Source organism: Micromonospora pattaloongensis, assembly GCF_900107255.1.
Taxonomy (GTDB): Bacteria; Actinomycetota; Actinomycetes; order Mycobacteriales; family Micromonosporaceae; genus Micromonospora_I; species Micromonospora_I pattaloongensis.
The window spans coordinates 667,693-680,337 of record NZ_FNPH01000001.1 but is presented as its reverse complement, the minus strand read 5'-3'; the positions used below and the strand labels follow the sequence as shown (position 1 = coordinate 680,337).

At 72.3% G+C, this 12,645-nt stretch carries 9 protein-coding genes and 1 tRNA gene; 7 read left to right on the top strand and 3 right to left on the bottom strand.

From position 1 onward, the window contains the following. Positions 1 to 35: 35 nt before the first annotated feature. Together BLW47_RS03315 and BLW47_RS03310 are read right to left on the bottom strand one after the other, a co-directional pair. Positions 36 to 1,382, bottom strand: a complete 1,347-nt coding sequence (locus BLW47_RS03315; RefSeq protein WP_091551168.1) for an ABC transporter substrate-binding protein — start codon at positions 1,380 to 1,382, stop codon at positions 36 to 38. A gap of 18 nt (positions 1,383 to 1,400) precedes the next feature. Then, a complete protein-coding gene (locus BLW47_RS03310) occupies positions 1,401 to 2,468 on the bottom strand; it encodes a LacI family DNA-binding transcriptional regulator (protein WP_091551165.1) in 1,068 nt (355 codons plus the stop codon). A 261-nt stretch (positions 2,469 to 2,729) separates the two neighbouring features. Here BLW47_RS03310 and BLW47_RS03305 point away from each other — a divergent pair, with 261 nt between their 5' ends. Genes BLW47_RS03305 through BLW47_RS03280 form a run of 6 tightly spaced genes read left to right on the top strand, consistent with a single transcriptional unit; the run spans position 2,730 to position 10,892 of the window. Next, complete coding sequence (locus BLW47_RS03305) at positions 2,730 to 4,058, top strand: Gfo/Idh/MocA family protein (RefSeq protein ID WP_091551162.1); 1,329 nt, start codon at positions 2,730 to 2,732, stop codon at positions 4,056 to 4,058. Between the two features lie 34 nt (positions 4,059 to 4,092). Then, positions 4,093 to 5,523: a glucuronate isomerase gene (uxaC, locus tag BLW47_RS03300; RefSeq protein WP_091551160.1), complete on the top strand. Its 1,431-nt coding sequence runs from the start codon at positions 4,093 to 4,095 to the stop codon at positions 5,521 to 5,523. Further along, positions 5,520 to 6,815: an enolase C-terminal domain-like protein gene (locus BLW47_RS03295; RefSeq protein ID WP_091551157.1), complete on the top strand. Its 1,296-nt coding sequence runs from the start codon at positions 5,520 to 5,522 to the stop codon at positions 6,813 to 6,815. Before uxaC ends, BLW47_RS03295 begins: the two co-directional genes overlap by 4 nt. Next, complete coding sequence (locus BLW47_RS03290; RefSeq protein WP_245736306.1) at positions 6,812 to 8,332, top strand: mannitol dehydrogenase family protein; 1,521 nt, start codon at positions 6,812 to 6,814, stop codon at positions 8,330 to 8,332. The genes BLW47_RS03295 and BLW47_RS03290 overlap by 4 nt, the downstream gene beginning before the upstream one ends. Beyond that, entirely contained in the window at positions 8,329 to 9,558 is a 1,230-nt protein-coding gene (locus BLW47_RS03285; RefSeq protein ID WP_091551152.1) for a Gfo/Idh/MocA family protein, read from the top strand. The genes BLW47_RS03290 and BLW47_RS03285 overlap by 4 nt, the downstream gene beginning before the upstream one ends. Continuing rightward, positions 9,543 to 10,892, top strand: coding sequence for a pectate lyase family protein (locus tag BLW47_RS03280; RefSeq protein ID WP_091552474.1), 1,350 nt, complete (start codon positions 9,543 to 9,545; stop codon positions 10,890 to 10,892). Before BLW47_RS03285 ends, BLW47_RS03280 begins: the two co-directional genes overlap by 16 nt. 119 nt (positions 10,893 to 11,011) lie before the next feature. Here BLW47_RS03280 and BLW47_RS03275 read toward each other — a convergent pair whose 3' ends face one another. Then, positions 11,012 to 12,103: an ABC transporter ATP-binding protein gene (locus BLW47_RS03275; RefSeq protein ID WP_091551149.1), complete on the bottom strand. Its 1,092-nt coding sequence runs from the start codon at positions 12,101 to 12,103 to the stop codon at positions 11,012 to 11,014. A 328-nt stretch (positions 12,104 to 12,431) separates the two neighbouring features. Here BLW47_RS03275 and BLW47_RS03270 point away from each other — a divergent pair. Next, positions 12,432 to 12,508: transfer RNA gene (locus BLW47_RS03270), tRNA-Thr, on the top strand. Positions 12,509 to 12,645 lie beyond the last annotated feature (137 nt).

Here is a 12,645-nt window from a genome sequence, read left to right as displayed (position 1 = left end):
CCGCGCGTGCGGCGGACCGGCGCCCCCGCCGTCGGCTAGGCGATGGCGGCCCTACAGGCCTCGACGAAGGCGGCGGCCGCCTGCGCGGGCGACTGCCGGCCGAACTGCGCGTTCTCGGCGGCCTTGATCAGCTCGGAGCGCACCTTGCTGTGCCCCTTCAGCGGCACCTGCGGCGACTTGCCGAACTTTGCGGTCAGCTCGTTCTCCACGGCGATCGACGCCTTCATCGCCGGGTCGGTCACCGCTTCGGCGACCGCCTTGCGGACGTCCAGGTTGGACGGCAGGCCGCGGTCGGTGCCGAGGATCCTGCCGGCCTCCGGGTCGTTGGCGAGGAAGTTGATGACGTCGACGGCGACGTCCTTGTGCTTGCTGCCGCGGAACACCGAGAAGTACATCGAGGCGCGCGCCCACTGGGCGCCCGGGTCACCGGGGTACGCGACCACGCCGAGCTCGTCCTTGGTGTTTTTCTTCAGCTCGGGCATCTGATTGGCCCAGACGAACGACGTCGCCGCCTTGCCGGTGACGACCAGCTGTTTGGTGATGTCGGTGGCATTGCCCTCGTGGATCACGTCCGGGGTGGGGGTCGCGCCGCGGTCGCGGGCGCCCTTCCACAGCTCGAACCACCGGGTGACGTCCTCGGCGGTGAAGCCGAGCTCCTTGCCCTGGTAGAGGTCCTTGCCCTGCTGGCGCAGCCAGACCCAGAACGCCTTGTAGTCGGCGCTCGGGTCCATGGTGCCGGGGACCTTCGTCTTCTTCGAGACGCTCTCCGCCCAGGTGATGAGCTCGTCCCAGCTCATCCCGGTCCTCGGCTCGGGCAGCCCGTTCCTGGCCAGCAGGGTCTTGTTGTAGACCATGCCCTGGGTGTTCTCGCCGAACGCGACGCCGGCGAGCTTGCCGTCCACGACGCCGTACTGCCAGAGGCTCTCCGGGAACTTCGAGACGTCGAGCTTGCCGGAGTCCTTGTACGGCATCAGGTCGAGCGTGGTGTTCCGGGAGGCGTACTCGGTGAGGTAGTTGTCGTCGATCTGGAAGAGGTCCGGCGGCTCGCCGCCGGCGGTCAGCGTGGCGAGCTTGTCGAAGTACCCCTGGTTGGCCTGCCACGTCTTCTTGAACGTGACGTTGGGGTGTTTCTTCGTGTAGAGCGCGAGCGCCTCCTCGGTCAGCTTCGCGCGGGCCTCACCTCCCCACCAGAAGATGGAGAGCTCGACGGGGGCGTTCGGGTCCGTCGGCTCGTCGTTGCCGCCGCAGGCGGCGGCGCCGAAGGCCAGTGGAAGCGCGACCGCCACGGCGGCGAGGCCGCGCAGCAGGCGGTGACGGCGGAAAGGGGTACGGCGACCACGCGTGGTGGGCGTGTTCGCCGCCGGGGTTGAAGCGGGGTGCATTTCGCTCACTCCTTGGCGTTAGGAGGCGACACCGTCGGGGGCGGCCGCGGCCGCGTCGCCCGGGTCCGCGGGGCGGTGCGGGCCCGGGCCCGTCGAGTCGCGGATGACCAACTCGGTCTGGAGCGTTACCTGGGCGGTGGTGCGACGGCCGTCGCCGGCGATCGACCTTCCTCTGGGGGAGGAGGGGTCGTGCGCCAGCAGCATGTCGACGGCCGCCCGGCCGGCGGCCGCCGTGGGGGTGGCGACCGTCGTCAGCTTGGGTCGGGTGAGCCGGCTCAGCGCGATGTCGTCGATGCCGACGACGCTGATGTCGGAGGGCACCCGGACCCCCAGCGAGTCGAGCCTTTCGATCAGGCCGATCGCCATCAGATCGTTGTAGGCGAGCACGGCGGTGACGCCGGACCGCTGGACCTGTTCGGCCATGGCCAGCCCGCCGTCCTCGGTGGGCGGGTTCGGGCCGAGCACGGTCAGCGTCGCGCCGACGGCACGTGCGGCGTTGCCCGCCGCCCGCCGGATCTCGCGGTTGGTCCAGGAGCCGCGGGGCCCGCCGAGCAGCGCGATGTCGCGGTGACCCAGCCCGCTGAGGTGTTCGATCGCGAGCCGCGCGCCCTGTCCCACGTCCATCACGACCGAGGGCAGGCCGGTCACGTGTCGGTTGACCACCACCAGCGGGACCTCGCGGCTGAGCTGCTGGATGAGGTCGTTGCTCATCCGCGGGCTGCACAGCAGCAGGCCGTCGACCTGTTTGGCGAGGGCGTGGACGAGCTCCTCCTCGACCGCCGGGTCCTCGTTCGTGTCGGTCACGAAGATGTGGTAGTCGCGGTGCCGCGCCTGGCTCTCGGCCGCCTTGATGAGCGGCGGGAAGAAGGGGTTCGCGATGTCCGCGACCATCAGCCCGATGTTGTGGGTGCGTCCGGTGATGAGCGCGCGGGCGGCGCGGTTGGGCCGGTAGCCGAGGTGCTCGGCGCAGGCCAGGACGCGGCTGCGGGTCTCCGGGTTGACCAGGTGCGGCGCGGAGAACGTGCGGGAGACGGTGGAGATGTGTACGCCGGAGGCGCGGGCGACGTCTCGGATGGTGGCTGGCACGCCGCTCCTCTCCATCGTTCGGGGGTGTTCGGGCCGGCCGCGGTGTGGCGCCGGCCACTCAAGTTGGCCAATTAATGCAAACGGTTGCTCAGGTGTCAACGGGCTTCGATTACGGATGTGTTGCGGGGCCTCACCTCTGACCTGTGCATGTCCCGACGAATCGCCATATTGGACGCGAGTTTCCTCCGTCCCATTGACGGTCATGGTCGCCCCGTGGTTACTTCTGCTGCAAACCTTTGCAGTTGCGATCGGGGTGAGTGGATGCCACGCGACTCCCACCAGCGACGCCGGTACGCGCTCGTCGGCGCGGGCGCCCGGGCCGAGATGTTCGTCCGGTCCCTCGTCCTGGACCACCGGGCCACGGCCGAGCTCGTCGCGTTCGCCGACGTGAATCAGGCGCGGATGGACGCGCACAACGCCTGGCTGGAAGAGCTCGGCGTCGACGCCGTCGCGACGTACCCGGCGCGCGAGTTCGGCACGATGCTGGAGAAGGAGCGCGTCGACGTCGTGCTCGTGACCACAATGGATCGGGTACACGACGAGTACATCGTCGCGGCGCTGAAGGCCGGCTGCGACGTGGTGACCGAAAAGCCGATGACCGTCGACGTGCCGCGCTGCGAGCGCATCCTCGACGCGGTCGCCGGGACCGGCCGCCAGGTCTCGGTCGCCTTCAACTACCGCTACAACCCGTTGCACGAGAAGGTGCGCCAGGTGCTGGGCGAGGGCGCGATCGGCGAGGTCGGCTCCGTGCACTTCGAGTGGCTGCTCGACGTGCGGCACGGCGCCGACTACTTCCGGCGCTGGCACCGCGACAAGGCCAACTCCGGCGGGCTGATGGTGCACAAGGCAAGCCACCACTTCGACCTGGTGAACTGGTGGCTGGACGCCGCACCGGTCGAGGTCTTCGCGTCCGGTCGGCTCTTCTTCTACGGCGAGCAGGGCCGCCGGCACGGCTACGCGCGCGACTACGACCGGGCGCACGGGTCGAGCGCCGCCGCCGGTGACCCGTTCGCCCTGCAGATGGCGTCGCACCCCCGGCTGCGCGCGCTCTACCTCGAGGCCGAGGCGGAGGACGGCTACCACCGCGACCGGAACGTCTTCGCGCCCGGCGTGACGATCGAGGACGACATGGCGGTGCTGGCCCGCTACTCGACCGGCGCGACCATGACCTACCACCTGACCGCGTACGCCCCCTGGGAGGGCTACCGGGTGATGTTCAACGGCAGCAGGGGCCGGCTCGAGCTCGAGGTGGTGGAGAGCGACTTCGTCAGCCCGTACGCCGCCGGCGAGCTCAAGGGCGCGGCGCTGCACGGCGTGCAGGCCGCGGTCGAGGAGGGCTGGACCAAGCTCACGCTGCGGCCGTTCTGGGAGCAGCCCCGGTCCGTGCCGGTCTCCGGCTACACCCGGGGCGGTCACGGCGGCGCCGACGCCCGGATGACCGCGGTGCTCTTCGGGGACGAGCCGGACCCGATGGGCCGCGGCGCGACCGCCCGCGACGGCGCGCTCGCCCTGCTCACCGGCCTGGCCGCCAACCGGTCCTTCGAAACCGGGCTGCCGGTGAGGGTGGCCGACCTGCTGACGATCCCCTGACCCCGACCGCCCGCACCGCGAGGAGCCCGCTTCCGTGTCCCCGACCGCCCGGACCGATCTGCTCCTCCCGGCCGACCCCACCCAACGCGGGATCGCCCGGGAGCTGTACGCGCTCGCCAAGGACCAGCCGCTGATCTCGCCGCACGGCCACGTCGACCCGGCGATCCTCGCCGACGATGTGCCCTTCCCGGACCCGGCCCGACTGCTCATCGTCCCCGACCACTACGTGACGCGGATGCTGCTCAGCCAGGGCATCCCGCCGGCCTCCCTCGGCGTGCCGAGCGTCGACGGCTCGGCGGTGGAGACCGACGGGCGCACGATCTGGCGCCGCTTCGCCGCAAACTGGCACCTTTTTCGCGGCACGCCGTCGCGGTTGTGGCTGGAACGGACCTTTGCCGAGGTCTTCGGCGTGCGGACGTCGCTGCGTCCGGAGACCGCCGACGCGGTGTACGACGAGATCGCGGCGCGGCTGGCCGAGCCCGGGTTCCGGCCGCGCGCCCTCTTCGAGCGTTTCCACATCGAGGTCCTCGCCACCACCGAGTCGCCGCTGGACGACCTCGGGCGGCACGCCAAGCTGGCCGCCGACGGCTGGGGTGGCCCCGGCGGGCGGGTGATCACCACGTTCCGCCCGGACAACGTGGTGGACATGGAGTTCGACAACTGGGCGGCGAACGTGGCGCGGCTCGGCGAGGTCGCGGGCGAGGACACCGGGACGTACCGCGGCTATCTGGCGGCGCTGCGGCAGCGGCGGGCGGCGTTCATCGCAGCCGGGGCAACCTCTTCCGACCACGGCCATCCGACCGCGCTGACGCTCCGGCTGGACGAGGCCGAGGCGGCGGCGCTGTACGAGCGCGGCCTGCGCGGCGCGGCGACGCCGGCCGACGCGGAGGCGTTCCGGGCGCACATGCTGGTGGAGTTCGCTCGCATGTCCATCGAGGACGGTCTGGTGATGCAGCTGCATCCGGGCGCGGTGCGCAACCACAACCGGCCGCTGCACGCGCGGCACGGGCGCGACGTCGGCGGCGACATTCCCGCCGCCACCGAGTACGTGCACGCGCTCGCCCCGCTGCTCGACGCGTACGGCAACGACCCGCGGCTGCGGGTGGTGCTCTACACGCTCGACGAGTACACGTTCACCCGCGAGCTGGCCCCGCTCGCCGGCGGCTACCCCGCCCTCTACCTCGGCGCCCCGTGGTGGTTCCTCGACTCGCCGGAGGGGCTGCGCCGGTTCCGCGAGGCGGTCACCGAGACGGCCGGCTTCTACAACACCGCCGGCTTCGTCGACGACACCCGCGCGTTCTGCTCGATCCCGGTGCGGCACGACGTGGCCCGCCGGGTCGACGCCGGCTTCCTCGCCCGCCTCGTCGCGGAACACCGCCTCCCGCTGGACGAGGCGGCGGAGACGATCGTCGACCTGGCGTACCGGCTGCCAAAGCGGATCTTCAAGATCGGAGAGCCTCTATGACCGTCACCATCACCGCGGTCGACGTGCACGACGTGCGGTTCCCGACCGCGGCGGCCGGGGACGGGTCCGACGCGATCAACCGCGGCGACTACTCCGCCACCTACGTCGAGCTGCGCACCGACGCCCCCGACGGCACCTTCGGCGCCGGTTTCACCTTCACCAACGGGCGCGGCAACGAGATCACCTGCGCCGCGGCCCGCGCGCTGGCCCACCACCTGCTCGGGAAGACGCTCGCGGAGATCTCCGCGGAGCCGGTGGCGTTCTGGCGCTCGCTCACCGCCGACGTGCAGCTGCGCTGGCTCGGCCCGGAGAAGGGCGTCATCCACATGGCGACCGGGGCGCTGGTCAACGCGGTCTGGGACCTGCGCGCCAAGGTGGAGGACAGGCCGCTGTGGCGGCTGCTCGCCGAGCTGCCCACCGACGAACTGGTGCGCAGCGTCGACTTCCACCACATCACCGACGCGATCACCCCCGACGAGGCGGCGGCGATCCTCGACAAGGGGCTCGTCGGGTACGAGGAGCGGCTCGCCACGCTGGAGCGGGAGGGCTTCCCGTCGTACACCACCTCCGTGGGGTGGCTCGGCTACCCGGACGACAAGGTCCGGGCGCTGACGCGCGAGGCGTACGCGCAGGGGTGGCGGGCGATGAAGATGAAGGTCGGCGGCCCGATCGACGACGACGTCCGGCGGGCGCGGATCATCCGCGAGGAGATCGGGCCGGACGCGCTGCTGATGATGGACGCCAACCAGGTGTGGGACGTCGACGAGGCGATCGCCAACATGGGGCGGCTGGCCGAGGTCGACCCGTACTGGATCGAGGAACCGACCCACGCCGACGACGTGCTCGGGCACGCGCGGATCGCGAGGGCGGTGAGCCCGATCAGGGTGGCCACCGGCGAGGTGGCGGCGAACCGGGTCATCTTCAAGCAGCTGCTCCAGGCCGAGGCGATCGGCGTCATGCAGATCGACGCCTGCCGGGTCGGCGGGGTCAACGAGGTGCTCTCCGAGCTGCTGATGGCGGCCAAGTTCGGCGTGCCGGTCTGCCCGCACGCCGGTGGCGTCGGGCTCTGCGAGTACGTCCAGCACCTGGCGATCTTCGACTACCTGCGGGTGGGCGCCTCCCTCGACGGCCGGATGGTCGAGTACGTCGACCACCTGCACGAGCACTTCGTCGACCCGGTCCGCACCCGCGAGGGCCGCTACCTGCTGCCCGAGCAGCCCGGCTACAGCGCGACGATGAAGCCCGAGTCGATCGCCGCGTACTCGTTCCCGGACGGCCCGGTATGGCGTTGACCGCCAGCTCCCCGCCCGGTCCCTCCCGGCCGGCGGCGGCACCCGCGCTGCTCGGCCTCGGCGCGCTGCGCCGGCTGCCGACGCCGTCCCGGCCGCTGGTGCGGCCCGGCACGGTCCCGGCGGGCATCGTGCACCTCGGGCTCGGCGCGTTCCACCGCGCGCACCAGGCGGTCTACACCGAGCGCGCGGTCGCCGAGGCCGGCGGTGACTGGGGGATCGTCGGGGTGGCCCCGCGCAACCCCGACACGGTGGCCAGGCTCGCGGCCCAGGACTGCCTGTTCAGCGTGACCTCGCTCTCCGGCGAGGGCGCGCGGACCAAGGTGATCGGGGCGCTCGCCGGGGTGCGGCACGCGGCCGCCGACCCGGCCGCGATCGTCGCGCTGCTCGCCGATCCGGCGATCCGGGTGGTCACGCTCACCGTCACCGAGAAGGCGTACCAGCTCGATCCGGCCACCGGCCGGCTCCGCCCGGACGGGGCGGTCGCCGCCGACCTGACCACCGGCCGGCCGCCGCTGACCGTGCCCGGACTGCTGGTCCGCGGGCTGCTCGCCCGCGCGGCGGCCGGCGCCGGACCGGTCGCGCTGGTCAGCTGCGACAACCTGCCGTCGAACGGCAGGCGGCTGCGGGGCCTGGTGGAGCAGTCGCTGGCGTACGCGGCCGCACCGGCCGCCGGAGCCGAGTGGATCCGGGAGCACGTGTCGTTTCCCGGCACGATGGTCGACCGGATCGTGCCGGCCAGCACCGCCGGCACGCTCGCCACCGCGCAGCGGGCGCTCGGCGTCGCGGATCTCGCCGCGGTCGCCGGTGAGCCGTACCTGCAGTGGGTGATCGAGGACGAGTTCCCGGGCGGACGGCCGGCGTGGGAACGGGCCGGGGCGGTGCTGACCGACGACGCGGGCCCCTGGGAGCGGTTGAAGCTGCGGGCGCTGAACGGGGTGCACTCGGCCACCGCGTATCTCGGCGCGCTCGCCGGGCGGGAGACGATCGCCGAGGCGCTGACGATCCCGCGGCTGCCGGAGGTGCTGCGCCGGCTGATCGCCGACGACGTGGCGCCGAGCTTCACGCCCCCGGACGGAGCCTCCACGGTGGAGTACGGCGAGTCGGTGCTGGAACGCTTCGCCAACCCGGCGATCGGGCACCGGACCGTCCAGGTGGCGATGGACGGCTCGCAGAAGCTGCCGCAGCGGGTGCTGCACACGATTCTCGACCGTCGGGCGGGCGGCGCGGAGCCGCGCTGGGCGGCGCTGGTCGTGGCCGCCTGGATGCGGTTCGTGCAGGGGCGCGCCGACGACGGCGCGGAGCTTCCGCTGGACGATCCGCTCGCGCCGCAGATCCGGGCCGCGCTGGCCGGCGCCCCCGACTCCGCGCCCGGCGTCGTCGACGCGCTGCTGGGCCTGGGCGCGGTCTTCCCGCCCGAGCTCGCCGAGGACGCGGTGACCCGCCGGCTCATCGTCGAGTGGCTGACCGCGTTGCAGCGGCACGGGGTCGAGGACGCCCTGCGGACGGCCGCCCGATGAGCGGGCAGCGGCCACGGGTCGCGCTGGTCGGGGCGACCGGACACGGCCTGTGGCACCGGCGGCGGATCGCGCCGCTGCACGAGGCGGGACGGCTGCGGCTGGTCGCGCTCGTCGACGTACGCCCGGTCGAGCCGGCCCCGGACGCGCCCGTACCCGACGGGGTGGAGGTCTTCACCGACCACCGCGAGATGCTGCGCGCGGCCCGGCCGGACGTGGTGGTGGTCTGCACGCCGCCGCACACCCACCTGCCGATCGCGCTGGACGTGCTGGCCGCCGGCGCGGACCTGCTGCTGGAGAAGCCACCGGTGCTGTCGGTGGCCGAGCACCGGACGCTGTCGGCGGCGGTCGCCGAGACCGGCCGGGCGTGTCAGGTCGGGTTCCAGGCGCTCGGCTCGGCCGCGCTCGCCGAGCTGCTCGCCGCGGTCCGCGACGGCCGGCTCGGAACCGTGACCGGCATCGCCACCGTCGCGTCGTGGCAGCGCGACGACGCCTACTACGGGCGGGCGCCGTGGGCGGGGCGGCGCAGCGCGGACGGGCGTCCCGTGCTGGACGGCGCGCTGGTCAACCCGCTGGCGCACGCCGTGATGCAGTGCCTGGCGGTGGCGGCCGCGGCCGGCGGGGGCGCGCCGGTGGCGATCGAGCTGGAGCGCTACCGCACCCGGCCCATCGAGGTCGACGACACCGCGTCGCTGCGGGTGACGCTCGACGAGGGGCCCGTCGTGGTCGCCGCGGTGACGCTCGCCGGCGAGGAGTTCATCCCGGGTGAGGTGATCGTGCACGGCACGCGGGGTCGGGCGGTGCTCGAATATCCGACGGACCGGCTGATGCTCCCCGGCGAGCCGGGGCTGCGCGAGGTGCCGGGGCGGGTGTCGCTGCTGGAGAACCTGCTCGACCACCGCGCGGATCCGGCCCGGGTGCCGTTGATCGCGCCGCTGTCCCGGACCGGCGGGTTCACCGCGGTCGCCGGGGCCGTGCACGCGGCCCCCGAGCCGCTGCTGCTCGGCGGCGACCTCGTGGCGGCGACCGGCGAAGGGCCGGCGCGGGTCACGACGATCCGGGGGATCAACGGGGCGCTGCGGCGCGCGGCCGAGGAGCTCGCGCTGTTGTCGGAGTTGCCGGTGGGGTGGGCGGCGCGGCCGTACCGGGTCGCGCTCCCGGTGGCGGACAGGCCGGTGGCGGACAGGACAGGAACGTGGACGCGGAGGATGCGATGCGACGGAAAATGATGAGCGCCCTGCTGGTCGGCGTCTCGCTCGCCGTCCTGCCGTCGGCGGCGGCGACCGCGGGCGGGCGCGACGACGGGCTGTCCCGGGCGGCGCGGTTGCTGGGCCGGCAGGCGCTGCCGGCGAACGACGGCTGGGGCGCGGCGGGACCGGGCACGACCGGCGGTGCCGCCGCGGCCGCCGACCGGGTGCGCGTCGTGGCCACCCGCGCCGAGCTGGTCGCCGCGCTCGGCGGCGACAACGCCACGAACATGACCGACGCCACCCCGAAGATCATCTACGTGAAGGGGGTCGTCGACGGCTTCGAGGACGCCGACGGTGCGCTGTTGAGCTGCGACGACCTGGCCGACCCGGGGTACTCGCTCGACGCCTACCTCGCCGCCTACGACCCCGCGGTCTGGGGCCGCGTCGCCCCGAGCGGGCCGCTCGAGCAGGCGCGCCTGCGGTCGGTCGCCAACCAGACCCGGCAGACGCAGATCAACGTCGGCCCGAACACCACCATCATCGGACTGCGCGGCGCGACCCTGACCGGGCTGACGCTCATGATCGACGGCGCGGACAACGTCATCGTCCGCAACCTCACCTTCGTCGACGCCCGCGACTGCTTCCCGGCGTGGACGCCCACCGACGGCGACGCCGGGGCGTGGAACTCGCAGTACGACCAGATCTCCGTGCGGCGCAGCGAGAACGTGTGGCTGGACCACAACACCTTCACCGACGGCGACAATCCCGACAGGGCCCAGCCGCGCTATTTCGGCCGCCCCTACCAGGTGCACGACGGTTCCGCCGACATCACGCACACCGCCAGCTACGTCACCGTCTCGTACAACACATTCGGGGCGCGCGACAAGACGATGCTGATCGGGTCGTCGAACACCGTCGGCCCGGACGTCGACCGGCTGAAGGTGACGCTGCACCACAACCTCTTCGACGGCAGCTTCCAGCGCCTGCCGCGGGTGCGTTTCGGCCAGGTCGACATCTACAACAACTACTACAAGCTGTACGGCGAGAGCTTCTCGTACGCCTGGGGCGTCGGCGTGCAGTCCGCGATCCACGCGGAGAACAACGCGTTCGCGCTGGGCGCCGGGATCACGCCCGCGGACCTCATCTACGACTGGGGCGGCACGGCGATCACCGAGAAGGGCAGCTGGGTCGGGCAGAGCGGACAGCGGCCCGGCCCGGTCGACGTGCTCGCCGCCTACAACGCCGCGCACGACCCCGACCTGGGCGCCGACTCGGGCTGGACCCCGACCCTGCGCAGTGGCCCCCTGCTGCCCGCCGCCGTGGTGCCGCTCGCGGTCACCGCGCTCGCCGGTGCCGGTCGCCTGCCGATCTGACGATCGGCCGGACCCGGCCACGGGCGCGGCCGCCCTGCGCCGCGCGCTGCGGACGGGGCGGCCACCCCGGTGTAAACGAAAGTGGCCCCTTCCCGCGGGAAGAGGCCACTTCCCTGACGTCAGATGCGGTTGCCGGTCACCGCGTGGAAGACGTGGTGCCGGTCGGGGCGCGGCTTCACGAAGATGGTGTCGCCCATGTTCGGCATGTGCCGCCGGTCGGTGCGCACCACGAACCGCTCGTTCGTGCCGTTGAGCGCCGCGTGGCCGTAGACGTTGGCGTCCGAGCCGAGGTCCTCGACCAGCTCCACCACCACCGGCATGCCGCCCTCGGTCGGGCTGACCATGTCGCAGTCCTCGGGCCGGAAGCCCACCGTCACCTTGCCGTCGCCGCCGTCGGCCTGCGCCGCCGCGACCTGCTCGCGGGAGAGCGGCACGGTCATGTCGGCGAAGAGCGCACCGCCCTCGGTCACCGGCACCGTCTTGATGTTCATCGCCGGGGAACCCATGAAGCCGGCGACGAAGACGTTGGACGGCTGGTCGTAGAGGGCGCGCGGCGTGTCGACCTGCTGGAGCACGCCGTCGAGCATCACGGCGACCCGGTGGCCCATCGTCATGGCCTCGACCTGGTCGTGGGTCACGTACACGGTGGTGATCCCGAGGTTCGCCTGCAGCGCCGCGATCTGGGTACGGGTCTGGACGCGGAGCTTGGCGTCCAGGTTGGACAGCGGCTCGTCCATCAGGAAGACCTGCGGCTTACGGACGATCGCGCGGCCCATCGCGACCCGCTGGCGCTGACCACCGGAGAGCGCCTTCGGCTTGCGGTTGAGGTAATCCTCGAGCTGCAGCAGCGCCGCCGCTTCCTTGACCCGCTTGTCGATGTCGGCCTTGGAGGTCTTACGCAGCTTCAGCGCGAACGCCATGTTCTCGTAGACCGTCATGTGCGGGTAGAGCGCGTAGTTCTGGAAGACCATCGCGATGTCGCGCGACTTCGGCGGCAGGTGGGTGACGTCGCGGTCGTCGATGTGGATCGATCCGTCGTCGACATCCTCCAGCCCCGCCAGCATCCGCAGGCTCGTGGACTTGCCGCAGCCGGAGGGGCCGACCAGGACGAGGAACTCGCCGTCGCCGATCTCGAGGTCGAGGTGGTCGACCGCGGGGCGTTCGGTGCCCGGGTAGATCCGGGTGGCCTTGGAGTACGTGACCGTAGCCATGGTGAAGCGCTTCCTTTCACCGGCAGGAACGTGCCGGACGATCCGAGTGAAGGAGCTGCCGGGACACCGCGTGCCCCGGTGCGCGGGAAGCAGCCGGAGTGAGCCCCGGGTGTAGCCCGCGTCACGTCACGGTAAACGCGATTCCCGTCACTGCCAAGGTCGCTCTCACAGCCATTCCAAGGGATCATTGGGACATCTGCGTATCGTGCGCCATCAACCGGTCGAGCCGGCGGGAACACCCCGGCCGTCACGCGGGGACTCGCGCTGCTCCGACGCGTACGCTGCACTGTCATCGTCGCCGCAGTGGCTATGCTGGCGGCGGACGCACGCCCCTGTAGCTCAGTTGGCCAGAGCGCTCGCCTTGTAAGCGAGGGGTCGCCGGTTCGAGCCCGGCCGGGGGCTCCATTCACCACCAGGCAAATCCGCCCGCACCCGACAGACTGGCCGGGCCGGGCAGCTGTAGTTGGTGAACTGCTGACCCGTCTGAGACTGCTGAACCGCAGTTGAAGGCTGGGGAAGGCCCTTTGCGGCGCCGCATGGCG

Excerpts from the sequence above, each read along its gene's own strand:
- BLW47_RS03280 (WP_091552474.1), top strand. The coding sequence starts at position 9,543 with ATGCGACGGAAAATGATGAGCGCCCTGCTGGTCGGCGTCTCGCTCGCC.
- BLW47_RS03285 (WP_091551152.1), top strand. The coding sequence starts at position 8,329 with ATGAGCGGGCAGCGGCCACGGGTCGCGCTGGTCGGGGCGACCGGACAC.
- BLW47_RS03295 (WP_091551157.1), top strand. The coding sequence starts at position 5,520 with ATGACCGTCACCATCACCGCGGTCGACGTGCACGACGTGCGGTTCCCG.
- BLW47_RS03305 (WP_091551162.1), top strand. The coding sequence starts at position 2,730 with ATGCCACGCGACTCCCACCAGCGACGCCGGTACGCGCTCGTCGGCGCG.
- BLW47_RS03315 (WP_091551168.1), bottom strand. The coding sequence starts at position 1,382 with ATGCACCCCGCTTCAACCCCGGCGGCGAACACGCCCACCACGCGTGGT.
- BLW47_RS03275 (WP_091551149.1), bottom strand. The coding sequence starts at position 12,103 with ATGGCTACGGTCACGTACTCCAAGGCCACCCGGATCTACCCGGGCACC.